Raw genomic sequence first — 25,410 nt, forward strand, 5'->3', positions numbered from 1 at the left:
CACTCGTCCAAGGCTCCCCGCAATGCCGCGACCGATTGACAGCGCACCGGTTGGCGGCTCTGATGGCGTTAACGATCTGAGCGCTACATGCCAGACCAAGCAACATTCACACTTTTGATTTCCGGTGCATTTTTCGTGTCCACGCTGCTCCTTCACCATTCGACATTTCTTGATCACCTGACGCCGATTGGCCACCCTGAACGCCCCGACCGATTGCGCGCAATAGACCGCATTTTGGAAGATGAACGCTTTCAGGCGCTGGAAAGAGATATGGCGCCGGTAGGCCGCGTCGAAGACATCGCACGCGCTCACCCGATGGCCTATGTGGATACCCTCCATAATCTTGCCCCGGAAGAAGGTCTGGTCAGGATTGATGCCGATACGACGCTCTCTCCAGGAAGTTGGGAGGCAATTCTGCGCGGTGTTGGCGGGGCCTGTCGCGCTGTTGATGAAGTGGTCGAAAAGCGCGTCAACAACGCCTTCTCCGCTTCGCGCCCTCCGGGCCACCACGCCGAGAAAGACCGGGCAATGGGCTTCTGCTTTTTCAACAATGTGGCGGTCGCTGCTCGCTATGCGCAAAGCCAATACGGGTTGGAGCGTGTCGCCATCGTCGATTTCGATGTCCATCATGGCAATGGAACGCAGGACATTTTCTGGGCTGACCCAAGCGTGATGTACTGCTCAACCCATCAGATGCCGCTTTACCCGGGCTCAGGCGCGGCAAGTGAAACCGGGGATGCCAATACGATCGTCAACGCGCCTCTAGCGCCCGGCGCCGATGGAGAAGCGTTCCGCGAAGCCCTCGATATCGTCGTTCTTCCAAGGCTAGAAGCTTTTGCTCCCGATCTTCTGATCATATCTGCCGGCTTTGACGCCCACGCACGCGATCCCCTTGGCGGGCTCAACCTGAACGAAACGGATTTCGCCCGGGCGACCAAAAGCCTGCTGGATGTTGCCGACCGCCATTGCGATGGCCGTGTGGTCTCGGTTCTCGAAGGCGGATACGACCTTGAAAGCCTTGCCCGCTCGACTGCGGCCCATGTTCTGACACTGATGACCGGCTAGAAGCGAAAACCTCGAGTTAACGACAAAAGCCCTGAGGAGAACCGCGCAGTCGACAGCCCGCGCGCTTGACCTCAGACCCCGCGTGGCTAATCTGCCAGCAATTCCTTTGATTTCAAACTTCAGCGAGCCCGTTTCATGACCCAGTCCGAACCTTCGACCGCGTCACAAGCTGATCTCTCCGCCTTGTCCTTTGAGGAGGCTCTGAAGCAGCTGGAAACGATTGTTCGGGAATTGGAGCAAGGCAATGTCCCGCTCGAACGCAGCATCGAAATGTACGAGCGCGGCGCTCAGTTACGTGCCCACTGCGATACTTTGCTGCGTGCGGCCGAAGCCAAGGTCGAAAAAATTCAGCTTGGACAGGATGGCTCGGCTTCAGGTACCACCAGTCTCGACCCGGACGTTTGAAGTCGGGATATTTCGCCGGCCGAAATACATCCTTGTATTCTTTATACTTTCGCAGCATTTTACTTGTTGGCACTGGAGGTCAGCGGTATACGCGCGGATAATTCCTTTAGAAAATTTGCCTTAACAGACCTCGCATTCATAGAGTTTCGGCTCTATCGGCCTGAGTGGCCTTGCATTTCCGCTGCGAGTTTAGAAACATCCCGGCATGATCGGCAGCATTGGACAGATAGATTATCGGGTCATTGAAAAAATTCATGAGTGCGCTGGAGCGCCGCATGAGTGGCCTGAAGCTATAGCCGCACTGAGCGTTGCGCTCTCCTGCCGGATCTACGTTCTGGAATTCGAAGCCGGCAGTCATCACACCGGCCGTTACTGCCACCCCGAAGATGTCACCCATATTCTTGAAGGCCTTTCCCAACTCGACGCCGAAGGGGGAGATGCGCTGCAGTTTCTGCTGGAACATGCCGCCCTCTATTACCCCTACTGGAAATCTCCTGTGGAGCCCTCAGGACCCGTAGTTCCTGGCAGCGCCGAAGAAAATCAGGGCGACTGGGTCCGCATGTCCGCCCTGATCACGCCCATTGTCAGGACCCCAGAAAAAGTCATTCTCGTTGCAGGGTTTTGGGAACCAGACATCGCCCGTGACCTGGGGCTGGACGACGTGCTCCCGAATTTTCGGCGCTATGTGCGTGCCATGAACACAGCACTCTCCCTGGGCGACCGTCTGACCAAAGTTGAAAGCCGCTTCGACTCTCTGCAGGCAATGTTGAAGATGCAGAAGCATGCCGCTTTCCTGGTTGATGATCAGCTGTCGGTGCTGTTTTGCACACCAGCGACCCAGAGCTTGCTTGAACAGGGCACCCTCTTCACACTTGAAGATGGGCAACTCATTCCGCTACGCCCTGAGCTTTATCACGCGATCACATCGATCAAACGGTTTCTCGCCGGCGCGCAAAAGCCTCTTTCCCGACAGCTCCTGATGGCGGCTGTAACAGAACCCAACAAGTCGATTTTCCTGCAGGAGCAGAACAACAGTTACTGCCACATCCGCCTGCAAAGTATAGTGCCCGAGACTGCCGCCAGCGACGGAAGTGCGGGCAGCATTCTGATCGAAGTACGGGAATCTTCAGCCATTGCTCCGCAGGTCCGGGAGTTCCTGCAAAGCAAATACGGGCTGTCTCAAAGCGAAGCGCGCCTCGCGCATAACCTGTCTGTAACCGGGTCTCTCGCCACTACTCTGGAGGGATTGGACATCACTCGTAATACGGCCAAAACCCACTTGCGCCGAATTTATGAAAAAACGGAGACCCAATCTCAGCTCGAACTGGCGCGACTACTGCACCGCCTGAGTGGATTGTTTTGATTTCAGCGGCAGGGCGTCACGCCGCGGGACCGATACGCCACGCTTCAGTCAAGGTTTCAAGCCAGAACAGCAATGTCTTGTACATAGAGAGAAGCAGCAGTAAACTTCACGTTCGTTTTAACCGTTTATACCTTGAGGCACCATCCAAAACCGAGGTAACGGCACGGGTCAAAAAAAAGAGGCCGCTCAAGGCGGCCTCAGTTGATCACTGTGCACGTGGCCCCATCGACCACGATTAGTTGTTTATTCCAGCTTGCCCCAGATTGCATCACCCATATGGGTGATTTAGACGAAAAATTGCCAATATTCGGCGAAAAATACGTAATTTTATCAATTGCTGCCCATCCAAGCTGCCCCAGGGCAATCGAGTTGCCTCCGGTCGTCTTTTCAGGAGATTTGCGCGCTATCTTTTCATCGTGTAAGCGTGCGCAACATTCTTAATAGTCTGGAGCCGGTCACTCGTGTCCCCAAAGCCCACTACCCCCCTTCTGGATCAGGTTCACAATCCGGCCGATCTGAAAGCCATTCCAGAGGAGCAACTGCAGCAGCTTGCAGATGAACTTCGTCTGGAAATGATCGATGCGGTGTCCGAAACCGGTGGGCATCTGGGCGCGGGACTTGGCGTTGTCGAACTGACTGTTGCCCTGCATTATATCTTCAACACGCCCGACGACAAACTGATCTGGGACGTTGGACACCAGTGTTATCCGCATAAAATCCTGACCGAACGGCGCGCGCGCATTCGAACCCTGCGCCAGCCCGAGGGCCTCTCCGGTTTCACCAAACGCGACGAGAGCGTCTACGATCCGTTTGGCGCGGCTCATTCGTCCACGTCCATTTCGGCCGGGCTCGGAATGGCTGCTGCCCGTGACCTTGCAGGAGATGACAACAATGTCGTCGCGGTCATCGGCGACGGCGCCATGTCGGCAGGCATGGCCTATGAAGCGCTGAACAATGCCGGACACCTGAAATCCCGGCTTATCGTGATCCTCAACGATAACGACATGTCGATTGCCCCGCCCGTGGGCGCCATGTCCGCTCACCTTGCCCGACTGGTCTCCGGCCGGACCTATCAGAGCTTGCGTGGGGCTGCCAAAAATATTGCTCGCAATCTTCCCAAGCAATTGGCTGACAAAGCTGCCAAGGCGGAAGAATATGCACGCGGTTTCTGGACCGGCGGAACATTGTTTGAAGAACTCGGCTTCTACTATGTCGGCCCCGTTGACGGTCACAACCTGAACCACCTCCTGCCGATCCTGAAGAACGTCCGGGACACCCATCAGGGTCCGGTTCTGATCCACGCAGTGACGCAGAAAGGCAAGGGGTACGGTCCGGCAGAAGGCGCAAAGGACAAGTACCACGGTGTTTCCAAGTTTGACGTCGTGACCGGCAAGCAGAGCAAGCCGAAAGCCAATGCCCCGAGCTACACAAGCGTGTTTGCGACATCACTGGTCGAGGAAGCGCGGCATGACGACAAGGTCGTGGCGATTACAGCGGCAATGCCCGACGGCACCGGCCTCGACCTGTTTCAGGAAGCTTATCCTACGCGCACCTATGACGTCGGCATTGCCGAACAGCACGCCGTCACCTTTGCAGCTGGTATGGCCACCCAGGGCTACAAGCCCTTTACTGCGATCTACTCGACCTTCTTGCAGCGTGCCTACGACCAGGTTGTGCATGATGTTGCGATCCAGAAGCTTCCGGTCCGCTTTCCAATCGACCGCGCCGGTCTGGTCGGCGCCGACGGCGCTACCCATGCCGGATCATTCGACACGGCGTTTCTGGCCTGTCTACCCAATTTTGTCGTCATGGCCCCGTCCAACGAAGCCGAACTGCGCCACATGGTGGCAACGGCTGTTGCTTATGACGAAGGCCCAATTTCCTTCCGCTATCCGAGAGGTGAAGGTATAGGCATCGATCTGCCTGAGCGCGGTAGTATATTGGAAATCGGCAAGGGCGCTATCCTGCGCGAAGGCACGAAAGTCGCGCTGCTGTCCTTTGGCGGCCGCATGGGTGAATGCCTGAAAGCCGCCGACGAACTCGAAGCTGCTGGGCTGTCCACAACAGTTGCCGATGCACGGTTTGCTAAGCCATTGGATATCGACCTGCTGACTCGTATGGCGCGTGAGCATGAAGTGCTGATCACCGTCGAAGAAGGGGCCGCCGGCGGCTTCGGCAGCCATGTGCTTTCGACAATGGCCGGGCTTGGCCTGCTGGATCGTGGTCTGAAGATCAGAACGCTGACGCTTCCCGACACATTCCAGGATCACGGCAAACCAGATGTCATGTACCGGGAAGCCGGACTGATGTCCGACGGCATCGTAAACAAGGTGTTTGAAGCGCTGGGCACAGAAGGTCTGAAATCCAGCTGGCAGGCCTGAGCCGGTTTTCTGCATGTCATGTCATTTGGAATGACCTCATTACCCGTTATGTAGGTTCTTCTGATTGACTTCGCACCGAGGGCCTGAAAAGGCTGATGCGGATCGCTTCAGCGCCGGGTCAAACCGGCGCGTTTTCTTTTCCGGTCGGCCAAGGCGCACCCATGACGCAGATCGTATCTTCCGTCTCAGCACTTCTCTTCGCAGTCGCGCTGTTGCTCTTTGGCCATGGCTTGCAGAGCACATTGTTGCCTCTGGCTGCGGAAAAAGCTCAATTCAGCAGTTTCTCGATCGGTCTTATCTCTTCGGCCTATTTTGTCGGAATGGTTTTCGGCTGCCTTGGGGCGCCGCATGTAATCATGCGCGCCGGGCATATTCGCGCGTTTGCTGCCCTTGTGTCGCTGATGTCTGCTGCCGCCATTCTGCACCCGATTGCAGTTGATCCGGTGTCCTGGTTCATCATTCGCGCCATCTCGGGCTTCTGTCTCGCCGGCTTTTACATGATTGTCGAAAGCTGGCTGAACGAAGCTGCGACGAACGAGACCCGCGGCACGATCATGTCGATCTACGTTGTCGTGCTTTTCGCGGCGATGATGGTCGGGCAGGTCTCAATCGCAACGATGGAAATCAGCTCCTTCGTTCCTTTTGCCATCGCCTCCGTTCTGGTCAGCCTGGCGGTCATTCCAGTCTCGCTGACAAAAGCCAACCAACCAGCGCCGATTACCATCGTGCGTTTCAGGCCCGGAAAGCTTTACAAGAACTCGCCAGCCGCGATGGTGGGCGCCCTGTTGATTGGTGTCGGGAATGGCGCCCTGTTGACACTGACCCCGCTCTACGGCTCGCAGATCGGCATGAGCACCAACCAGGCGGCCTTCTATTCCGCTGCGATCATTGGCGGCGGAATGCTGTCGCAATGGCCATTCGGGCGACTGTCTGACCGGATAGACCGACGCAAGGTCATGCTCATCCTGGCGTGTACAACAGCTGTGGTTACAGTTGGGATTGCCATCTTCATGCCGGTGAATGTGTATGTTGCAACCGGCCTGGCTGTCGTCGTCGGGGTGTTTTCCCAGCCAGCCTATTCGATTGCTGTCTCCCATGCGTTCGATTACGCCGACGCTGATGACTACGTCGAAACCTCGTCTGGTCTGCTGCTGTCCTTCGGTGTTGGCTCGGTCGGCGGCCCGCTAACGGCGTCCGCCTTGATGGGACAGTTCGGTCCCTCCGGTCTGTATATGCTGGTTTGCGTCGTCAACGTTGCCCTGGCGGCCTTCATCATCACCCGACTTGCTGCTCGCAGCGCGATCGATCCGGACGATAAGGTCGACTTCGAATACGCTGCCTCTGCCCAGGTTGGTACAGTCATTTCGCCTGAACCACTCGACGTCGATGCGCCTTATGTCATTCAGCCGGAGGACTTCCCGGCCTATGAGGATGACATCTATTCCTTCGAAAACGCCACTTCCGCCCAGGACAGAGAAGACGCTGAAAAGGCAGCAGCAGCGGAAGCGGTCGATGACGCGGAAGAAAGCAAACCATCCAAGGATCCGGAGTAAGCCTGCAACGAACTCCTTCCGGGTGATTTGACGCACTCGACTTTGCGCAACGCCAACGCCATAGTTCCAGCAATGAACCGGCACGCACCATTTCTAACGTCACTGCGCCAAGAGCGGACACCCTTTGTGGTGCTCGCTCTTCTGGCGTTGTCGTTGCGCCTGCTGATGCTGTTTTCCGCTCCGGCTCTCGCAACGACCGTCTCGGATGGCGATGAACCAGATGGAACCCCATTCGCCTTAAGCGCGCTATGTTTGGGGCTCGGCGGCGCCGATGCGTCGGGCATTCAAAACGACGAAGCGGGATCAGACATCCCGATAGGTGGCGCGCACGACCCCGCCCATTGCATCTGCGCAACCGGTTGTTTTCACGGTTCGCATTTCCTCGCAATCGCCTCGGCAGATGGCCCCTCTGGCAGCCTTCGTCTGATTACCGCTGCGCAACCACGTCACGCCCAGCATGACCTTCGCCGCGACCGGTCGGGGCTTTCAAACCGCGCCATCCGTGCACCGCCGTTGGCTTGAGCTTTGCTATCAGTGCCGACCTCGGGACTGGCTGAAGTTACAAGACAACCAAGGTACCAAGACTATGAAACTGCTTTCCATTCTGACTGCTGCCATGATCACCCTCGGCAGCCCCCTCGCTCTCGCTGAAACCGCACACAAAAGTGATATTCTCATCGAGAACGCCTGGACACGTGCCACACCTCCCGCTGCGCGTAGCGGTGGCGGCTTTGCCGTGATCACCAACAAAAGCGACCATGATGACCGATTGATCGCGGTAACCTCCCCGGCTGCCGACCGGGTTGAACTGCACCAAATGTCGATGAAGGACGGTGTCATGATCATGCGGGAGCAGGAGAACGGCATCGAAGTGCCTGCCGGACAATCGGTTGAGCTTGCGCCCGGCGGATTGCACATCATGTTCATGAAGCTGAAAGGGCCTTTCGAGAAAGGCAAAGTTGTGCCGGTTACGCTGACCTTCGAGAAGGCCGGTGCTATTGCACTCGACCTGAAAGTCGAAAGAATCGGCGCAAAACGTATGAGCACCGGCATGGATCATTCCACAGTAGATCACAGCGACATGGACCATTCAAAAATGGACCATGGCGATATGAAACCCGCAGCCTCGTCGAACTAAGCATGCAGATGCGTCAGGCCGGGCTCAGCGCCCGGCCACCATGGAGATCGCAACATGTCCAAACTGAAAATCATTCGCTATGGCGCCTGGGCGGCAGTGATCGTTCTGGCGTTCGTCACAGCAGTCACCCTCATCACGCAAGTGATCGCTCCCAGCGCCAACAGATCCACTCTGCAGCCTGCTGCCATCGGCGGGCCATTTGAGCTGGTCAACGCAGCGGGAGAAACCGTGACCGAAGCCGATCTGGAGGGAAAACCCAGCGCCATTCTCTTCGGCTTCACATTTTGCCCGGATGTCTGCCCCACGACCCTGTCTGAAATGCAGGGCTGGATCGAAGCCCTTGGCCCGGATGCGGACAAGCTGAACTACCTGTTTGTCACAGTCGATCCAGAGCGCGACACGCCGCAAGTCATGGGTGACTATGTGGCGGCGTTTGACGAGCGGATCAAAGGTCTGTCGGGTTCCCGCCAGCAGGTCGACGCGATGCTTCAGGCTTATAAGGTCTACTCCAAGAAAGTGCCCCTGGACGACGGCGACTACACGATGGACCATTCTGCTGCCGTGTATCTTATGGATGCTGACAATCGCTTTTTTGGAACCATCGCCTATAATGAGGCGGAAGAAACTGCGTTGCTGAAACTGCGCCGGCTGGTCAAGGAAACCCCTGAGGCTTCTTGAACACACGTATGGCGTCCCGACAAAGACGAGAAGAGAGCAATGGGCTGGCCGCTTTACACCGGACTGACTGCAGGCGGGGTGCTTATCGGCGCTCTTGCTCTCGCCTTGTGGGCACAAACGGGTGAAAACCTGTTCGTCACCCGCATTCTTTCAGCCATTGCCGGATGCTTCTAGACCTTCCACGCGCCACCTCACGTCCGATTTCACAAGCTAAACGTACTGTATGTCTCAGAAAACTCGTCTCGATCAGTATCTGGTGGACGCCGGTCAATTCCCATCTCGTGCCCGAGCGCGGGACGCGATTCTGCGCGGGACGGTCAGCCTGAATGGCAGTGTCTGTGAGAAACCGGCGCAGAAGGTAGCTGCCGATGCGCTCGTCAGCGTCTCCGACCCCGCCTCCGCCTATGTCTCACGGGCAGCCCTCAAACTGCTGGCGGGGCTGGCGACTTTCGGTGTCTCACCCCGCGACAAGATTTGCCTCGACATCGGCGCCTCGACGGGCGGATTTACGCAGGTTCTGCTCGAACAGGGTGCCAGTCGGGTCCATGCGATCGACGTCGGCCATGATCAGCTTCACGCCAGTGTCAACGCCGATCCCCGTGTGTTACGCCGGGATGGACTGAATGCGCGCGAGCTGACGCGGGAAGACCTGCAAGGCGATGCACCAGCGCTGCTGGTGTCTGATGTCAGCTTCATTTCCCTGACGCTGGCGCTTCCGCCCGCGCTTGATCTGGCTACCCCCGGCGCTGAAGGCATCTTTCTGGTCAAACCACAGTTTGAAGCCGGACGTGACAACATCGGCAAGGGTGGGCTTGTGGCACCCGATGTCGCGGAAGAAACCTCTCTCAGACTTCGCCAATGGCTGTCTACGGTCAGTGGCTGGAGTGCGGGGGAATTGATCCCCTCACCTGTCAAAGGCGGCGACGGCAATGGCGAATGGTTGCTGCACGGGCGCAAGGACGCCTGATCTTTGAACCCGTTTCCGCCGGTTCCATATGCTTTTTGGTACCCCTGTCATTTTCGCCGCTTGTTCTGAGACGATCTGCGCTGTATCGCCTACCCTTATGACACAGGACGCGCAAACACTTCACATCTCCAGCCTCGGCCACCGGGGCGACGGCATTGCCGATACCCCGGACGGAGGCATCTTCGTGGCCGGGGCTCTGCCCGGCGAAGAGATCCGGGCCAGGGTCGACAAGGGCCGCGCCCATCACGTGGAGATCCTCTCCGCCAGCCCGGACCGGATCGACCCTATCTGTCGCCACATTGACGAGTGCGGAGGCTGCACGGTGCAGCATCTGGCACAAAAGCCGTATCTCGCCTGGAAGCGAGACCTGGTGATCAACGCGCTGGGAACGCATGCGATTGAGACCAATGTCCAGCCTGCCATACCAGGCCAGCCGCACTCACGTCGTCGCGCAGTGCTGACCGCCTCTCGGGTCGGGGGCGCCATCTTGCTCGGCTATCACCAGAAGGGCAGCCACAAGCTGATGGATGTTCGCGAATGTCCGGTTCTGGTGCCGAGCATCGTCAGACTGCTGCCAGGCCTGCGCAGGCTCTCGACTGAGCTGATGCCCAAGAAGGGCGACCTGCGCTTTACCGTCTTGATGACCAAGGCGGGCGCCGATGTCTCCGTCGAAGGAGCCGCACGCGACTATGCCAAACGGCTTCCGGCCCTCACACAAGGCGTGATGGATCTGGATCTGGCACGCCTCTCTGTCAACGGAGAAATCATTCTGGAAGTCCGCCCACCACAGCTCATCATGAGCAAGATCGCTGTCGTGGCCCCTCCGGGTGGCTTCACGCAAGCCACGGAAGAAGCCGAAGACGCTCTGTCTGAACTGGTCGTCACCGGGCTTGGGAAATCGAAACGCGTGGCGGATTTGTTCTCCGGGTCAGGCACCTTCGCCCTGCGGATCGCAAAAAAGGCAAATGTTCATGCCGTTGAAGGCGATGCAGCCTCAGTAAAGGCTCTGGACCGGGCTCTGCGCCATGCCCAGGGATTGAAGATGGTGACCACCGAGCGTCGGGACCTATTCCGCCGCCCCTTGATGGCGGCCGAACTGAATGCTTTCGACGGGGTCGTTTTCGATCCGCCGCGCGCCGGTGCCGATACGCAAGCCGAGCAGCTTGCTGCTTCCACGGTCAAGCGTGTGATCGCCGTATCCTGCAATCCGGCCACTTTGGCACGAGACCTGAAGACCCTTATGGACGGGGGCTACAGTCTGACGTCGGTCACTCCGGTGGATCAGTTTCTGTTCTCTTCCCATGTGGAAGTTGTGGCGGTCCTGGAACGGCTCTAGGCCACAACGATTGAACCTCTGCGGCCCTGACGCGTTCACTTGCCAAGAATAGATTTGGGCAGGACAGCTGAGGGCCGCAACTTGCAGGATTTTCGGGACGTATTTTTTACTCCCCCCCACAGTCACACGACAGGGGGGGAGCTTCGTCGTGTCGGCGTTGAACTTGAGTTTGCCGCCGTTTCGGCGCGCGCCAGCGCCAATGTAGTTCAGACACTGTTTGGCGGAAACGTTCGCGAACTGGATCCTCACCGCTTTGAAGTTGTCGACACCGAGTTTGGCGATTTTACTTGCGAACTCGACAGTCAGTACGTTCACGATAATCCAAAAGATGCCAATGCAGACCCGAGCGAGCTGAAGTATCGCTTGCGGCGTAGCTTGCAGGAGCTGTTTGGCGATGTTTCGTCGCTGCTTGTGCCCTGTGAGGTCGTCTGTCCGCCGATTGTCACAACCGACCTGCCGAAACTGGCCGGACTGGTGTCCGGTCTTGAGGAGGCAGGTGCCAGTGGCACGCGCGAGAACGTGCTTTATGCTTTCGGAGCGCAGTTCAACCCTGAGATCATCGAGCCGACAGGCGACCATATCGCCAGCGTGCTGAAGGCCTATGTCTTGCTCAGTGCCTGGCTGCGTAAGATCGTGGATGTGGACCCGACCCGGCGCCTGACCTCCTTCGCCGACCCCTTCCCGCCAAGTTATCAACGCAAGATCGTCGCGCCGGATTACTGGCCCGGTCTGGACGACCTGATGGACATGCACCTGAAGGAAAATCCGACCCGCAACCGCGAGCTGGATATGCTGCCGTTGTTTGCCCATCTGGATGAGAAAAAGGTCGCGGCCCGCGTCAATGACCCGTTGATCAAGGCACGCCCGACATTTCATTACCGCTTGCCGGATGCCCGTTTGGGTGATCCGGCCTGGTCTCTGGCGCTTGAATGGAACCGTTGGCTGATGGTCGAGCGACTGGCAAACGACCGCGACAAGCTCAACGCCATGGCCGAGGACTTTCTGCGCCTTGATGCTGCGGCCAAGCCCAAACCGTGGGCGTGGCGCGCAAGCGAGTGGATGGTGCTCGCATGATCAAGAAAATTGCTCGATTGGCCAGCCGCCCCTTGCCGCGCCGGCCCCGGATCGGCGTGACCACGTCACGCGGTGGCGGGCGCTACATGTGGTGGTTTTACTGGCTTGCCCTGCGACTGGTCGGCGCTCGCCCAACCCGACTGATCGCGCCTGCCTCACAGCACCCGCTCGAAAAATTCGACGGCTTCATCATCGGCGGCGGTGATGACATCAGCCCGGACCTTTACCGAGGCGATACCATGGTTGATGCCCGTCTGGACCCGGAGCGTGATCAGATGGAACTGAAGGTTCTCGAGTATGCCGGCCCACGCGATATTCCGGTGCTCGGCGTTTGCCGTGGCTCTCAAATGATCAACGTCCACCGCGGCGGTACGCTGTACCAGAACGTCCAGGCCCAGTTCGACAATGTGCCCGACATGTGGACGCCTCTTCCGGTCAAGACAGTCACCTTCAAGGAAGGAAGCCGTTTACGCCGACTTCACCAGAAGGCGCAGCTGCGGGTCAACTCTTTGCATCATCAGGCCGTCGATCAGGTTGGCGACAGCCTCGAGATCGTTGCGTGGGACCAATTCGGTGTGCCGCAAGCGCTTGAAAACAAAGACGCCACGTTCATGATTGGGGTTCAATGGCATCCGGAGTTTCTGCTGCACCTGAAACCCCACAGGCGGCTGTTTCGAGCCTTCATCAGGGCCGTACGGGCGAAACTTGCTGCCGAGACCGAAAAGATGGATCACGCCCCTGCATTTCAGTATTACTGAATTTTCTTTGCATCTGCTCTTGCCCTTGGCGTTGGTGTAACTTACATCGACGCCCATGAGATTAGATCATTGGCTTCAGGCACACGGTGAAAGTCGCAGCGCATTCGCACGCCGCGCCAGTCTGTCTGCCGCGTCTGTCACGGCCCTGTGCAACGATCCCAACGCCTGGATCTCCCGCGATATGGCCCGACGCATCGCCGAAGCCACGAATGGCGACGTGACGCCCAATGATTTTCTCGGTCTTTCCACCACCAAGGAGCATCCCGTGTCTCAGGCTCGAGTCGCTGAAGCCATCCGTGCGTTCGAGCGCGGTGAAATGGTCATCGTAACTGATGACGACGATCGGGAAAATGAAGGCGATCTGATCGTTGCCGCCTCCCGGATCACACCGGAGCAAATGGCCTTCATCATCCGCCATACTTCCGGCATCGTTTGTGCGCCGATGACGGTCGAACATGCCAAGCGGCTTCGACTGGACCCGATGGTGTCGCAGAATGATGCGCCGCTTGCGACAGCCTTCACCATCTCGGTCGATTACAAGCAGGGCCTGACCACCGGCATCTCCGCCGAAGAACGCGCCTCCACCGTGCGCGGGTTGGCAAACCCCAACGCCGGTGCCGATGATTTCGTGCGCCCTGGCCATGTCTTCCCATTGATTGCAAAAGAAGGCGGCGTTCTTATGCGTTCCGGCCATACGGAAGCTGCGGTCGACCTCTGCCGCCTTGCAGGCCTGGATGAAGTCGGCGTCATTTCCGAGCTGGTGAATGACGACGGCACCGTAAAACGCGGTGAGGATATCTCCGTCTTTGCCAAAGAACACAACCTGCCCATGGTCTCGGTCTCCGACCTGATCGCCTGGCGCCAACGCACCGAACGGTTGATCGAGCGCGTCAACGAACAGCCGCTACAGACCCTGGCTGGTCCCGCCTATGCGGTGACCTACTCCACCCCTTACGATCCGATGCATCACGTTGCGCTTGTGTTCGGGGACATTCTGGATGGCCGAAACGTGCCGGTGCGCCTTCAGCTGGAATCCGTTCTGGATGATGTTTTCGGGGCAAGCCAGCCCCTCGACACCACCATCAAGCTGATGGCTGAGCGAGGCCGTGGCGTCATCATCTACCTGCGTGAAGGATCCGTCGGCGTTGCACGACAGTCCACGCGGGCACGCGCCGACCTGGATGCGGCCGAGCGTGAGGAACATGTCTCTGCCCAGCAGCGTCAGGAACAGTGGCGGGAAGTCGGGCTCGGCGCCCAGATCCTCAAAGACCTCGGCGTGACATCCATTCTCCTGCTTGCCTCGCGCGAACGCCATTACGTCGGGCTGGAAGGCTTTGACATCAAGATCGAAGCCACCGAGATCCAGGACGCCTGATCGGGACGACTGAGACCGACCTGCAGGTGAATTCTGCGGGCCCGACCCGTGGTCGAAAAGGGAAAGCAAGCCTGCCTTATCGTCTTGCGCGAAAAGGCAGGCTGCCATAGAATGGTACTGACCAGTTTACAGGGCAGCGCGATAATTGATCGTGCTGCCTTTTGCCTTGCCCACCCCTTTGACCCTCGGGAAAGTTGAATATGTCCGGCAGTCTTGCTCGGTCCGCCGTTGTCCTTGGCCTGATGGCTGCGGTTGGCCCCCTCGCGATCGATATGTACCTGCCGGCTTTGCCAGGAATTGAGAGAGATCTCCAATCCGGCATCGCCGCAACCCAGATGACTCTGTCTGCCTTCTTCCTGGCGTTCGGTGTTTTTCAGATGATCTACGGTCCTCTTTCCGACCAGCTTGGCCGGAAGGTCCCGCTTTATATCGGCTTGAGCATCTTCCTCATCGGCTCTCTTGCCTGCGCCCTGGCACCGTCCATCGAACTGCTGATTGCTGCCCGTTTCGTGCAAGGCATTGGCGCCGCCTCGGTGATGGTGATGCCACGCGCCATCGTGCGTGATATGTTCACCGGCTATGAAGCGACCCGCCTGATGGCCTTGATCATGCTCGTGATCAGCGTTTCGCCAATGCTTGCCCCGCTGATCGGAACGGTGTTCATGGGCCTTGGTGACTGGCATGCCATCTTCCTGTTCCTGGCCGCCATCGCCGTTCTGTCGTTGCTCATGACACGGTTCATGCTGCCGGAAACCTTGCCTCCGGAGCAACGCGTTGCCATTCGCCCCGCCACATTGCTCCGGGGCCTGAAGATGCTGAGCAGCGATCCGATGTTCATGGGTCTTTCATTGATCGGTGGCTGCGGCATGGCGAGTTTCTTTGTCTTCATCGCCAGCGCCTCCTTTGTCTACACCGACTATTATGGCCTGTCGGAGGTTCAATTCTCTCTCGCCTTTGCGGCCAACGCCATTGGCTTCTTCGCCTCTTCGCAGTTCGCAGCCGGCCTCGGACAACGACTTGGCGTCAATCGACTGATTGCCTATGCGATCAGCGGCTTTCTCGCCGTCGAGACCGTTCTCTTGATGCTTGTACTCAATGGCTTCGATCAGTTGCCTGTTGTCATGGCTTGCCTGTTCCTCGGTAACGCCTGCCTCGGCCTGGTCATCCCGACCTGCATGGTTCTGGCACTGGAGCGTCACGGCAAGATCGCGGGCCTTGCGTCTTCGCTCGGCGGAACCTTGCAGATGGTCACCGGCGGCTTGATGATCGTTGCTGTCAGCCCGTTCTTTGACGGCAGCGTCACACCAATGGTTGCGGCCATTTTCACCTGTTCGCTTGCCGCCTTCATTCTTCTGCATGCGCTGAAGGTCGGCCGTGCGGCGGTGGACCCGACGCCGGGCTTTTGACATTTCCGCCAAGGCTTGAAACAAAGAAGCGCGACCAGGTTCGCGCTTCTTTCTCTTTGCGGCGGAATTCATGAAAGATCAGCATACCGACCCCTTTTCGGATCAGACCCCGATTGCACCAGAACCCTTCGCGATCGGATACAAGCCCTCGATTGGCGACGGGTTCGTCTATGGCGGCATTCTCTTCGCCGTCGGCTTTCTCGTGCTTGGTTTTTTCGGCAAGGCGCAGATTCTTGCCTCCCTCGCCCTGATCCCGATTTTCTTCGCTTATTGGCATTATCCCATGATCGACCGGGGCCAACCACAGCTGGCCGCCAACAAGGACGGGTTGTTTCTGGAACGCCTCGGCTTTCTCAAATGGGACGCAATATCTGGCTTGAACCTGAAGGAAAGCTCCGTGCGTTCCATCGAGCTTCGGACACTTGAAATCAGCCTGAACGCTCCCCTTCCCGACGCGTTGGCCAAACCACAGGTCTTCCCCGTCTGGAAAGCCATGATGGCGCGAAACTGGAAAGTCGGGAAAGCTGAGGACGGGCTACCCGTTATCCGGGTGAACCTGCTTCCCCTCACCGGAAACCCGGAAGAAATTTTTGCGCGGGTGCGACGGTATCTGCCACTTTAAGACCGGTTTGCTCTCCCCGAGGGCTTTTAAAACGGCATGAAGCCCGCTACGCCTGCGAGATTGACTGCTTCGTTTGATCAGAGGTTTTGTGTGCCGATCCAACGTCCGGAGGGGACGTCATTGCACCCACACTGATCTCCGGGCAAACGCAACAGCTGCTCGTGAAAGATGGGCAACCACTCAGGAGGAAACCATGTTCAAATCCACGCTCATGGCCGGGATCACTCTGGCCGCCGGACTTGCCATTGCCACCACGGCGCAGGCAGAAACCCGCATCACCTATAAATCAGCCAAGGCAGGTTCATCCTACTACCAGATGGGCGTGGAACTGGCGGAAGCGATGAAATCCGGCTCCAGCGGCGACATCATTGTCACCGTGGAAGAAAGCCAGGGCTCCGTCCAGAACGTCATGGAAACCCGGGCACGTGGCGGCGACTACGTCTTCACCACTCCGCCAGCACTGGTTGGCGCTGCAAAGGGTGGCAAGGGTCCGTTTGAAGGCAAGGAAAGCCCGAAGTTCGCAAATATTCGTGCACTCTTCCCGATCCCGTCCCTCACCATGCACTTCGTTGTTTCCAAAGCCAGCGGTGTTGAAGACTTCGCTGGCCTGGAAGGCAAGACGCTGCTTCTCGGCAAAGGCTCTTTCGGCGCTCGCGAAGGCGAAAAGTATCTCGGGCTCTTCGGACTGGAAGGCAAGGTCAAGCTTGCTGAAGTCGAACTGTCAAACGCCGTAGCTGCGCTGAAGAACGGGCAGATTGACGGTTTTGTTACTGCCGGTTCCTGGCCTGCTCCAAATGTCGTCGAGGCAGCCGCCTCTGCCGACGTGACCGTACTGTCACTGAGCGACGACCAAGTCGCGGAAACAAAACGTACACGTACAGTCATTCCGGCCGGCACGTATTCAGAACAGGCGAGCGAGATCGTCACCACATCCTTGCCGGTGGTTGCCTACACCACCACCGCGATGGATGACGAAGCGGCCTATCAGCTGACAAAGACCTTCTGGGACACCAAGGCCTCCTTAAGCGAGACAGCTCGCTGGTGGGCTGGCGTCGACAAGGATCTGATGGGCACTATCCAGGGCAAGATCCACCCTGGTGCACTGCGCTATTATCAGGAAGCCGGCTTCCCGTTGACCGACGCGCAGCAGTAAGGTCAGACACGAAAAACCATCCCCGGACAGACCTGCTGTCCGGGGATTTTTAGTTTAGATCACGAGTTCAAGATGGTCACCACCCCAGCTACTACCTCACCTGCCCTGCCGCCCAGCTCCCCACCGCTGTTGCGTTGGATGAAACTGGCCCTGGCAGCGGTGCTGGTGGCTTTTCACCTCGGGCTCATCTTTTCCGGACTGGTTCCCAATCTGATCAGCCGCCCACTTCATATGGCACTCGCTCTGCCGTGGGTTTTTCTCTTCACAGCCAAAACGCCGACCTCGATCTGGACCGGCTGGCCGTTCATGATCACCGGCATGGCTGCCTGCGGCTGGGTCGCACTGAACCATGCAACGCTGATTGACCAATACGGATTTCTGGAAAGCAGCTTTCAGCGGGTGGTCGCAGCGGCTCTGCTTATCACGGTGCTGGAGGCGGCGCGGCGCGCTATCAGCTGGCCACTGCCTTGCGTCGCGCTTCTGGCGCTCACCTATGGTCTATGGGGACAATACATACCCGGCGAGTTCGGCCATTCCGGACTGCCTCTGGACAGTTTTCTTGGCACTCTGACCATTGCCGAAGGCGGCCTTTGGGGCAGCCTGACCGGTGTTTCTGTCTCGGTCGTCGCCATCTTCGTCATTCTTGGCGCGGTGCTGAACTCCGGAGAAGCTGGCAAGGGCTTCATGAATCTCGCCGCCTCCGCTGCCGGTCGTTTGAACGGCGGCGCTGCAAAAGTCTCCGTGATTTCCTCGGCACTGTTCGGCTCCATTTCAGGCTCAGCCTCGGCCAATGTGGCCTCGACCGGTGCAATCACCCTGCCGGCCATGACAAAGCTGGGATACCCGAAGCGACTAGCCGCTGCGGTGGAAGCGGTTGCCTCCTCTGGTGGACAGATCATGCCACCACTGATGGGGGCCGGTGCCTTCGTGATGGTGGAACTGACGGGCATGTCCTACCCGTCGATCATGGCAGCTGCCATTCTGCCAGCAATTCTATATTTTCTGGCGGTCTGGGTCGGCATCAACGCGCATGCCAGCGTTCTGGATCTAAAAAGCCTAGACGCCGCTGACCAACCGACATGGCGTGAGACAATCATCTCCACCGGTTTTTTCATGGTACCATTCGGCGTGCTGCTCTGGTGCATGTTCGTCGCAAGCTACACACCACAGTATGCCGCTACACTCGCCATCCTCACAGCGGCACTTCTGCTGTTTGCCGATGCCGCCTTGCAAATCCGTCCACAGCAGGGGCTGGCACGCCTTGAGGAAGCTCTTGTCACAGCAGCGTCCCAGGTTGCGGTCATCGCCTCGATCATCCTCTGCGCCTCGATCATCATCGGCGTTCTGTCGTTGACAGGTCTGGGCGTGAAGATCACCTCCCTCATCCTGTCGGGGGCTGGGGGGCTTCTGTGGCCGTCTCTGTTCCTGACGGCCCTTGCCTGCCTGATCCTCGGCATGGAGATCCCCACCACCGCCGCTTACGTCATCTGCGTCTCGGTGGCAGGTCCGGCGTTGACGCAATTGGGTCTGGAGCCGCTGCAATCACATCTCTTCGTTTTCTGGTTCGCCTTGTTGTCGACGATTACCCCGCCGGTGTGTGGCGCCGTCTTCATCGCGGCCGGCATGATTGGAGAGAACTGGTTGAAAGTTGCGGCAAGCGCCATGGCCCTTGGTATCGGGCTGTATATCATCCCATTGGGAATGATCGCGAACCCGGCACTTCTCAAGCTCACCCAAGAGCCCGTCGCCGCAATTGCAGCCTTCGTTCAGATCGGCATCGGGTTGTCTATGGTGTCTTATGGGCTGATCGGGCGACCAGCTGCCTGGAAGCGCGTTCTGCTCTGCACCGGCGGCTTGCTGATCATCTTCATTCGACCTTTGCTGGCGGCTTGAGCCGCCAGCGCATTTCCAGTCGAGAGTAAGAGCCACGCGCCTCTTGTGATTGATTTATGTGAGGTCTCGGGCAAGTCAGGTCGATGGGGAAGCCAGCGATTGCCACTGGCCTTACGCGAAAAGTTACTTCAGGTACTTCTCGAACCACGCGATCGTCCGTTTTTCCGCCAACTCCGCCTTCTCCGCGTCATAGCGCGGTGTGGTGTCATTGTGGAATCCGTGATTGGCGTCTTCGTAGATATGCGCCTCATAGGTCTTGCCGTTGACGTCCAGCGCGTCTTTGAACGCCGGCCAGCCAGCATTGATGCGTTCGTCGAGCGCACCCATCTGAATCAGGAGCGGAGCCTGAATATCGGCAACTTGATCAGCCGCCGGCTGACGGCCGTAGAAAGAAACGCCTGCGCCCAGTTCCGGGTAGGCAACGGCAATGGCATTGACCACACCACCACCATAACAGAAGCCGACTGCGCCGACTTTTCCCGTACTGTCGTCGTGCTTCAACAGAAACTCAAACCCGGCAAAGAAGTCGTTCATCAACTTCTCGCTGTCGACTGTGCGTTGCAGCTCGCGCCCCGCGTCATCTGACCCAGGGTACCCTCCCACCGACGTCAGGCCATCCGGTGCCAGCGCCAGGAACCCTGCCTTGGCCATGCGCCGCGCAACATCTTCAATATAGGGGTTGAGGCCACGGTTCTCGTGGATCACCAGAACGGCGGGAAGCTTCGCCGTGACACCAGCCGGCCTGACCAGATAGCCGTTCACTTCGCCATTTCCTTCCGGAGATGGATAAGTCACACGCTCGCTCACGATCGCCGCATCATCAGGGGCGACCTGCTGGGCATGCGCATAATTCGGAGACAATTGCTGCAGCAAAAATCCGGCGGTTACGCCAGCAACTGCGAACTTCGATGCTCCCTCGAGAAACTCCCGCTTGGTGATTTTTCCATGAGCGTAGAAGTCATAGAGATCCAGCAGCTCTTGCGGAAAATCTTTCGCGGTCTTTCGGTGAATGGACGGTATCTCGTTCATGCGACAGGCCTCCTCCCATTGAGCAACATCAATGTCCAAAAAAGACTAGGAAGCACTCAACAGAACGTCCAATGGTTTTCCGATATCTGGACGGGGTGTTTTTTCAAACCCTCGTATTTCTGCCATTCCCCGAACGCCGCTCACGCGTATTTGATCTCGGCGGATCACGCAAAGCAGAGGGCAACCGGCTTTTAACTGGTCGCCCTCTGCTTGGGGAATTAGACATTCCGGAAAAATCAGTCGCCGACCTGGCCACGATGACGCAAGAAATGATCCGCAAGGGTGCAGGCGACCATTGCCTCCCCGACCGGAACCGCGCGGATACCAACGCAGGGGTCGTGACGGCCCTTGGTCATCACATCAACTTCTTCGCCGGTGCGTGTTACAGACTTGCGCTCTGTCAGGATCGAGGATGTCGGCTTCACGGCGAAACGGGCAACAATCGGATCTCCATTGGAAATACCACCAAGGATCCCGCCGGAGTTGTTGGTCAGGAAAACCGGCTCACCATCGTCTCCCATCCGCATCTCGTCAGCATTTTCCTCGCCGCTCAAGGTAGCCGCCTCGAAGCCGTTGCCGATCTCGACACCCTTGACTGCATTGATCGACATCAGCGCCGCCGAAAGGTCCGTGTCCAGCTTGCCATAGATTGGCGCACCCAAGCCGACCGGTACATTCTCAGCGACCACTTCAATCACAGCCCCCACCGAAGAGCCGCTTTTGCGGACCTCGTCGAGATAGGTCGCCCACTGCTCTGCGGCCTCAGCATCCGGACAGAAGAACGGATTGTTGTCGACTTCCGCCCAGTTCCAGTTGGCTCGATTGATCTTGTGCGGACCGACCTGCACGAGGGCAGCCCGGATGGTCACCTGCGGGAGGATCTTCCGGGCAACAGCACCGGCTGCAACCCGCATCGCCGTCTCACGCGCCGACGAGCGGCCGCCACCGCGATAATCACGAATGCCGTATTTGGCAATATAGGTGTAGTCAGCGTGGCCAGGACGGTAGCGGTCCTTGATCTCGGAGTAATCCTTGGAGCGCTGATCGGTGTTCTGCACCATCAGAGAAATCGGAGTACCGGTGGTCTTCTGCACGCCGTCCTCGTCAACCATGACGCCGGAGAGGATCTTCACTTCATCCGGCTCGCGACGTTGCGTGGTGAAGCGCGACTGCCCAGGCTTGCGCTTGTCCATGAACCCCTGGATATCGACTTCCGAAAGAGGGATCAACGGCGGACATCCATCAACAACGCAGCCAATCGCCGGGCCGTGGCTCTCGCCCCAAGTGGTAACGCGAAACAAATGTCCAAAGCTATTGTGAGACATGGGGACCCTTCGGTGGCGCCGTAAAACCTTCGATGAGCCCGGCGCAGAAACTGACTTTCAGGCGCCCAGCGATACGGCAAGACGGACTTAACCTCAAGCCCCAGAAACCAGAGACAAGCCCTGGGTAAAAGGACGTAGGACATTCGCACATCAAAGTGATGCCTGCCGTTAACGTGAAGCTTACCCTACGGACTGCATTTTTAAACCAAGTTAGTTCGCAAGACGTAAGAGTTAGTCGCCAGGCAATCAGAGCCAACTAGCAACGACAAAAGAGAACGTGATAACGATGCAAAATGGAACCTTGAACATCAGACGGTGGCTTGCCGCAATTGTGCTGCTGTTACTGGTTCCCATTCTCCTGTTCTCAACGCTGTGGCTGCGCCAAACCCTGTCCTCCCTTACGACTTTGGACCGCAGCCTTGGTGGACTTGCCGCAATTTCATCCCTGGAGCCAGCCTTGCGGCAGGCTGCTCTTGGAACCAGCGTCATGCCAGTTCCCCAAGAGCTTAACCTGGCAACTGAGATTCCATTGAGACCCGACCTTCGTGCGCAGATCGCTGACAACTATCAATCGCTGATCACCGTTCACGCCATCAGTTCCGCCATGACAGAGGCACGCACCATTGCTCGTCTCGTCGGCAGGGCCGTCGATCTGTCAGGTGCCGTCAGTCTCGATAATGGCGAACTGCCCGACCTGGTCAGCGATACGCTTCTCACTGTCATTCTGGAATCAAGTTCCATGCTGCTCGCCGGTGAACGCGTTGCGGTGAAGGACGAGATCAACCTGTGGGATCGCATGGCCATCACAGTCCAGGGCGGTCAATTCAAGGTGGCGGCTGATCAGGTTGCCCGAATCTCCAAGGAATTCTTTCCTAAGAAAGACATGACGTCCGTGCACCGTTTGCAAGACCTTGCCCAACGCTATAGGGCCGCCAATGGCGATTACCAAAAAGCCGGCTCCCAACTACTTCGCAGTGCGCTGGAAGCCGGCCGTGGTCATCAAGTAATTGTGGCGCCCGTCCGGGCTGAGTTCTTGGCTCTCGCCCGTGCCTCACTTGATCTCTGGCGGGGCGCAATCGATCATCTGCAGGACGATCTGCAACAGTCCAGAGCGACCAAGAGACTTGCTGTCCTGACTGCCAGCACCTCGAGTGCTCTGGTAATCGTCTTCGCCCTTGGCATGGCACTGTTTCTCTCCAGGAAACTCGAAACCAAAACAGCCAAGGAGTTCAACGATATTAGCCTCACTGACCCACTGACCGGTCTGCTTAACCGGCGCGGATTGATGAGGATGTTGCTGGAGCTGGGAAGCGAGAAGGATGACGCCACTGCAGGTCTTTTGCATCTGGATTTGCGACGTTTCAGGGCGATCAACACGCGTCATGGCGAAGACATTGGGGATGTGGTCTTGCGCACCGTCGCGCAGTTGCTGAGTGAGTTGACTCAAGACGACGACGTTGTGGTTCGAGCCGGCGGTGCTGAGTTCATCATCTTCCGTCGCCACCTCACTCATCCTTCAGCGCTGGAAACCCTTGCCGAGCGCATTGTCCAAAGCCTGTCGAACGAACACGCCATCGGCAGTCATTCGATCCAGCTCGATACCTGCATTGGCCTGTCCCTGTCGCAGAAAGGATCCGGCATCGGCGAACAGCTGCTGACCGATGCATCCCTCGCCCTCAAGGATGCCAAACTCAAGGGGGCATCCAATATCTGCTTGTTTGCCCCTCATATCCGTCTCAACTTCGAGCGCCACAACGAGATCGCCAAAGATCTCCGCAAAGCTCTAGAGCAAGGGCACATCGTTCCCTGGTATCAGCCGCAGATCTGCGCGCGCACCGGACAGATAGTCGGAGCAGAGGCACTCGTTCGCTGGGTCGGAGCCGACGGCTCTGTCCGACCGCCGGCAGCATTCCTGCCTATTGCCGAAGAGGCTGGCTACATGGATGCGATCGACAAGGTTGTCCGGGAAGTAGCAATGGCCAAAGCGGCCAAGTTGATGAAACTTAGCCATATCCCCTTTCATATAGGATTGAACGTTTCAGCGACCGTCTTGTCAGAACCTGATTGCGTCAAAATGCTTCTGGAAGAAACGCTCGCCGCCGGATTGAAGCCGCAACAGGTCAGCATCGAAATTCTCGAAGCTGTCATGCTGGATGCCTTCGACGCCAAGCCGATCCTTGACAATGTTGCCGCTCTTGCTGACCTCGGATTTTTCATCGAGCTGGACGACTTCGGTACCGGCCATGCCAGCATTGCGAGCCTGAGAGACCTGAAGGTCGATCGAGTCAAAATCGATAGAAGCTTCGTCGATGGAGTGGATCATGACACCGAACTTCAGACCTTTACACGGGCGCTGATCCAACTGGCGCGCAGTCTTGGCATTTCAGTCCTTGCAGAAGGAATCGAGACGGAGGCCGAGCGCATATGGCTGACAGAAAATGGCTGCGATATCCTGCAGGGATATTTCTTCGCCAAACCGCTTCCAAGGGAAGAAATCACCGAGATGGTCACGCGCCAGCCCTTCGCACTTCCTGCGGAAGACCTCGCTAGAAGACCCAGCGTGGAACTCCGCGTTCTGTAAAGCCCTTCAACTGAGGTCAGGCGAACCGCCCGAGGTAACTCAACGTCCCTCAGGCTGCCGAATTCATCGCGGTGGCAGCCGCCGACAGGCCGCCGCCATGCCCGTCAATGAAGTGCAGATGCTGGCCAGCCGATAGGTCTGAGACAAAGCAGGTCATCATGGCGGTGTCGGCTTCATGCAGTCCGAAGCTCAAGGCCCCACGATCCCGGGCCTGTTCCAAGTAGACACGCAAAGCCGCGACTTGACCGGCGCTCATGTCCAGTACCAGGCGCAAACTGTCATCCAATTTGCGATGATCCGTCTGCCGGCAGATTTCATCCAGATACCGCGCCGGCTGAAGCGGACCGACTGTTCGTCCGGTCGTATAGGCATAGAGAAATGCCAGACACTCGAAGACAGACCCAAGAGCAGTCTTCAGCCGCCCCCGGCTGGCACCAACCAAACGGATTTCGCGACCCAAACCACTGGGAGGGAAGCGGAACCGGAGGCGCCGGGGGAAGATAAACCGACCCTCTTCCTCATCGGAAAAGACATCCTGCCCGATGAGGCGCCGCAGTTCCTTGCGGATGTCCGTCAGAACCTGTTCTTCGCCCGCGCCCTTGGTCGGGCGCACGATCAGCGAGACAATACGACCATGCTCGGAGGGCAGCTGTTCCCATCGGCACGACAGGCCGGTGAGATCAGGCACCGGGGGTGCCGTGGTGTCGATGGCGAAGGTCTCCGCATTCTCCGGGGACTTCAATATCTCGTCGGCAAGATCCAGCCCACCGCCGATTGCCATGGCCAGATAGTTCCCCGGGTTTAGCTCGTATTTGCGCAGCCGAACGTCTGTCCCACGCTCCCGGAGCACCTTCAATGGTATCGCTGCCGTGCGTAACGTCAGTCCCTGCTGATCGCGGGCAAGCTGCGCCATACCTGCAAGGGCCTGCCCCCCCACTGCAGCGTCAGCACCGGGGACAAGGATCATCGCACCATCACCGCCGAAGATGAAAGGGATACGGTCCCGGTCCAGAACATTGACCACAGAGGCAATGACTCCAGCACCGACCAGATTGACTTCCTTGGACTTCCCGTCGGCCATGGCCTTCCGCGATTGCACGATATCGGCTGCCAACACGACCCAGTCGTCCGGTACGGGTTGATAGGCTGCCAGGTCGCCAACCTGATCAAAATCACGGAAACTCGGAAGATTCTTATAGAAGGTGTCAGCTTGATCGGTCATGTGGCTCCACTGTGCGCAACGAGCACTCCTTACCGAGGATTACGCGCAGGGGGGGCAGTTGGATGCAAGCAAAGCTCACCCAACGT

Annotated in this window: 22 protein-coding genes; 19 read left to right on the forward strand and 3 right to left on the reverse strand. The window is 58.0% G+C overall.

Annotated features, from left to right (window positions below; genetic code table 11):
• Positions 1 to 87 precede the first annotated feature (87 nt).
• The 18 genes from J0X15_RS09605 (at position 88) to J0X15_RS09685 (ending at position 19,167) form a co-directional block, all read left to right on the forward strand.
• The gene (locus tag J0X15_RS09605; protein ID WP_209015206.1) at positions 88 to 1,065 is read left to right on the forward strand and encodes a histone deacetylase family protein; all 978 of its coding nucleotides are present in this window, start codon (positions 88 to 90) and stop codon (positions 1,063 to 1,065) included.
• 135 nt (positions 1,066 to 1,200) lie between these two features.
• On the forward strand, positions 1,201 to 1,470 hold the full coding sequence (locus J0X15_RS09610; RefSeq protein WP_206940066.1) for an exodeoxyribonuclease VII small subunit: 270 nt from the start codon (positions 1,201 to 1,203) through the stop codon (positions 1,468 to 1,470).
• 205 nt (positions 1,471 to 1,675) lie between these two features.
• Positions 1,676 to 2,833, forward strand: a complete 1,158-nt coding sequence (locus J0X15_RS09615) for a helix-turn-helix transcriptional regulator (RefSeq protein ID WP_206940068.1) — start codon at positions 1,676 to 1,678, stop codon at positions 2,831 to 2,833.
• A 461-nt stretch (positions 2,834 to 3,294) separates the two neighbouring features.
• A complete protein-coding gene (gene dxs / locus J0X15_RS09620; protein ID WP_206940070.1) occupies positions 3,295 to 5,214 on the forward strand; it encodes a 1-deoxy-D-xylulose-5-phosphate synthase in 1,920 nt (639 codons plus the stop codon).
• A gap of 161 nt (positions 5,215 to 5,375) precedes the next feature.
• Positions 5,376 to 6,767 carry an MFS transporter gene (locus tag J0X15_RS09625; RefSeq protein ID WP_206940072.1) on the forward strand — a complete coding sequence of 464 codons (1,392 nt, stop codon included), beginning with the start codon at positions 5,376 to 5,378 and terminating at the stop codon, positions 6,765 to 6,767.
• Positions 6,768 to 6,893: 126 nt separating this feature from the next.
• Positions 6,894 to 7,289 (forward strand): hypothetical protein, encoded by a 396-nt coding sequence (locus tag J0X15_RS09630; protein ID WP_206940073.1) that lies wholly within the window; start codon positions 6,894 to 6,896, stop codon positions 7,287 to 7,289.
• A gap of 64 nt (positions 7,290 to 7,353) precedes the next feature.
• Complete coding sequence (locus tag J0X15_RS09635) at positions 7,354 to 7,905, forward strand: copper chaperone PCu(A)C (protein ID WP_206940075.1); 552 nt, start codon at positions 7,354 to 7,356, stop codon at positions 7,903 to 7,905.
• 54 nt (positions 7,906 to 7,959) lie between these two features.
• Positions 7,960 to 8,583 (forward strand): SCO family protein, encoded by a 624-nt coding sequence (locus tag J0X15_RS09640; RefSeq protein ID WP_206940077.1) that lies wholly within the window; start codon positions 7,960 to 7,962, stop codon positions 8,581 to 8,583.
• A 39-nt stretch (positions 8,584 to 8,622) separates the two neighbouring features.
• Positions 8,623 to 8,757 carry a hypothetical protein gene (locus J0X15_RS20280; RefSeq protein ID WP_269439404.1) on the forward strand — a complete coding sequence of 45 codons (135 nt, stop codon included), beginning with the start codon at positions 8,623 to 8,625 and terminating at the stop codon, positions 8,755 to 8,757.
• Between the two features lie 49 nt (positions 8,758 to 8,806).
• Positions 8,807 to 9,550 carry a TlyA family RNA methyltransferase gene (locus J0X15_RS09645; protein ID WP_206940079.1) on the forward strand — a complete coding sequence of 248 codons (744 nt, stop codon included), beginning with the start codon at positions 8,807 to 8,809 and terminating at the stop codon, positions 9,548 to 9,550.
• Between the two features lie 97 nt (positions 9,551 to 9,647).
• Positions 9,648 to 10,886, forward strand: coding sequence for a class I SAM-dependent RNA methyltransferase (locus J0X15_RS09650; protein ID WP_206940081.1), 1,239 nt, complete (start codon positions 9,648 to 9,650; stop codon positions 10,884 to 10,886).
• A gap of 81 nt (positions 10,887 to 10,967) precedes the next feature.
• A complete protein-coding gene (locus J0X15_RS09655) occupies positions 10,968 to 11,960 on the forward strand; it encodes an amidoligase family protein (protein WP_206940083.1) in 993 nt (330 codons plus the stop codon).
• The gene (locus J0X15_RS09660) at positions 11,957 to 12,718 is read left to right on the forward strand and encodes a gamma-glutamyl-gamma-aminobutyrate hydrolase family protein (RefSeq protein ID WP_206940085.1); all 762 of its coding nucleotides are present in this window, start codon (positions 11,957 to 11,959) and stop codon (positions 12,716 to 12,718) included. Before J0X15_RS09655 ends, J0X15_RS09660 begins: the two co-directional genes overlap by 4 nt.
• A gap of 55 nt (positions 12,719 to 12,773) precedes the next feature.
• Positions 12,774 to 14,093 carry a 3,4-dihydroxy-2-butanone-4-phosphate synthase gene (gene ribB / locus J0X15_RS09665; protein WP_206940086.1) on the forward strand — a complete coding sequence of 440 codons (1,320 nt, stop codon included), beginning with the start codon at positions 12,774 to 12,776 and terminating at the stop codon, positions 14,091 to 14,093.
• Positions 14,094 to 14,293: 200 nt separating this feature from the next.
• Positions 14,294 to 15,499, forward strand: coding sequence for a multidrug effflux MFS transporter (locus J0X15_RS09670; protein WP_206940088.1), 1,206 nt, complete (start codon positions 14,294 to 14,296; stop codon positions 15,497 to 15,499).
• 70 nt (positions 15,500 to 15,569) lie between these two features.
• Positions 15,570 to 16,121: a hypothetical protein gene (locus tag J0X15_RS09675; protein ID WP_206940090.1), complete on the forward strand. Its 552-nt coding sequence runs from the start codon at positions 15,570 to 15,572 to the stop codon at positions 16,119 to 16,121.
• A 193-nt stretch (positions 16,122 to 16,314) separates the two neighbouring features.
• A complete protein-coding gene (locus tag J0X15_RS09680) occupies positions 16,315 to 17,274 on the forward strand; it encodes a TAXI family TRAP transporter solute-binding subunit (RefSeq protein WP_206940093.1) in 960 nt (319 codons plus the stop codon).
• A gap of 138 nt (positions 17,275 to 17,412) precedes the next feature.
• Positions 17,413 to 19,167, forward strand: a complete 1,755-nt coding sequence (locus J0X15_RS09685; protein WP_206940240.1) for a TRAP transporter permease — start codon at positions 17,413 to 17,415, stop codon at positions 19,165 to 19,167.
• A 123-nt stretch (positions 19,168 to 19,290) separates the two neighbouring features.
• Here the strand turns inward: J0X15_RS09685 and yghX are convergent, their stop codons facing one another.
• Both yghX and aroC read right to left on the reverse strand, forming a co-directional pair.
• On the reverse strand, positions 19,291 to 20,178 hold the full coding sequence (gene yghX, locus J0X15_RS09690; RefSeq protein WP_331461902.1) for a YghX family hydrolase: 888 nt from the start codon (positions 20,176 to 20,178) through the stop codon (positions 19,291 to 19,293).
• A 254-nt stretch (positions 20,179 to 20,432) separates the two neighbouring features.
• Positions 20,433 to 21,521 (reverse strand): chorismate synthase, encoded by a 1,089-nt coding sequence (gene aroC, locus J0X15_RS09695; protein ID WP_206940103.1) that lies wholly within the window; start codon positions 21,519 to 21,521, stop codon positions 20,433 to 20,435.
• A gap of 286 nt (positions 21,522 to 21,807) precedes the next feature.
• Here aroC and J0X15_RS09700 point away from each other — a divergent pair, with 286 nt between their 5' ends.
• The gene (locus J0X15_RS09700; protein ID WP_206940105.1) at positions 21,808 to 24,102 is read left to right on the forward strand and encodes a putative bifunctional diguanylate cyclase/phosphodiesterase; all 2,295 of its coding nucleotides are present in this window, start codon (positions 21,808 to 21,810) and stop codon (positions 24,100 to 24,102) included.
• 49 nt (positions 24,103 to 24,151) lie between these two features.
• On the opposite strand, the gene J0X15_RS09705 is transcribed toward J0X15_RS09700, so the two are convergent.
• Positions 24,152 to 25,324, reverse strand: coding sequence for a DUF3095 family protein (locus J0X15_RS09705; RefSeq protein ID WP_206940107.1), 1,173 nt, complete (start codon positions 25,322 to 25,324; stop codon positions 24,152 to 24,154).
• Between the last annotated feature and the right edge of the window lie 86 nt (positions 25,325 to 25,410).

It is taken from the genome of Roseibium limicola, assembly GCF_017313085.1.
GTDB classification, from domain to species: domain Bacteria; phylum Pseudomonadota; class Alphaproteobacteria; order Rhizobiales; family Stappiaceae; genus Roseibium; species Roseibium limicola.

Excerpts from the sequence above, each read along its gene's own strand:
- J0X15_RS09635 (WP_206940075.1), top strand. The coding sequence starts at position 7,354 with ATGAAACTGCTTTCCATTCTGACTGCTGCCATGATCACCCTCGGCAGC.
- aroC (WP_206940103.1), bottom strand. The coding sequence starts at position 21,521 with ATGTCTCACAATAGCTTTGGACATTTGTTTCGCGTTACCACTTGGGGC.
- J0X15_RS09605 (WP_209015206.1), top strand. The coding sequence starts at position 88 with ATGCCAGACCAAGCAACATTCACACTTTTGATTTCCGGTGCATTTTTC.
- J0X15_RS09645 (WP_206940079.1), top strand. The coding sequence starts at position 8,807 with ATGTCTCAGAAAACTCGTCTCGATCAGTATCTGGTGGACGCCGGTCAA.
- J0X15_RS09660 (WP_206940085.1), top strand. The coding sequence starts at position 11,957 with ATGATCAAGAAAATTGCTCGATTGGCCAGCCGCCCCTTGCCGCGCCGG.
- J0X15_RS20280 (WP_269439404.1), top strand. The coding sequence starts at position 8,623 with ATGGGCTGGCCGCTTTACACCGGACTGACTGCAGGCGGGGTGCTTATC.
- J0X15_RS09680 (WP_206940093.1), top strand. The coding sequence starts at position 16,315 with ATGTTCAAATCCACGCTCATGGCCGGGATCACTCTGGCCGCCGGACTT.
- ribB (WP_206940086.1), top strand. The coding sequence starts at position 12,774 with ATGAGATTAGATCATTGGCTTCAGGCACACGGTGAAAGTCGCAGCGCA.
- J0X15_RS09650 (WP_206940081.1), top strand. The coding sequence starts at position 9,648 with ATGACACAGGACGCGCAAACACTTCACATCTCCAGCCTCGGCCACCGG.
- J0X15_RS09610 (WP_206940066.1), top strand. The coding sequence starts at position 1,201 with ATGACCCAGTCCGAACCTTCGACCGCGTCACAAGCTGATCTCTCCGCC.
- J0X15_RS09615 (WP_206940068.1), top strand. The coding sequence starts at position 1,676 with ATGATCGGCAGCATTGGACAGATAGATTATCGGGTCATTGAAAAAATT.
- J0X15_RS09700 (WP_206940105.1), top strand. The coding sequence starts at position 21,808 with ATGCAAAATGGAACCTTGAACATCAGACGGTGGCTTGCCGCAATTGTG.
- J0X15_RS09670 (WP_206940088.1), top strand. The coding sequence starts at position 14,294 with ATGTCCGGCAGTCTTGCTCGGTCCGCCGTTGTCCTTGGCCTGATGGCT.
- J0X15_RS09625 (WP_206940072.1), top strand. The coding sequence starts at position 5,376 with ATGACGCAGATCGTATCTTCCGTCTCAGCACTTCTCTTCGCAGTCGCG.
- J0X15_RS09675 (WP_206940090.1), top strand. The coding sequence starts at position 15,570 with ATGAAAGATCAGCATACCGACCCCTTTTCGGATCAGACCCCGATTGCA.
- J0X15_RS09640 (WP_206940077.1), top strand. The coding sequence starts at position 7,960 with ATGTCCAAACTGAAAATCATTCGCTATGGCGCCTGGGCGGCAGTGATC.
- J0X15_RS09705 (WP_206940107.1), bottom strand. The coding sequence starts at position 25,324 with ATGACCGATCAAGCTGACACCTTCTATAAGAATCTTCCGAGTTTCCGT.
- J0X15_RS09685 (WP_206940240.1), top strand. The coding sequence starts at position 17,413 with ATGAAACTGGCCCTGGCAGCGGTGCTGGTGGCTTTTCACCTCGGGCTC.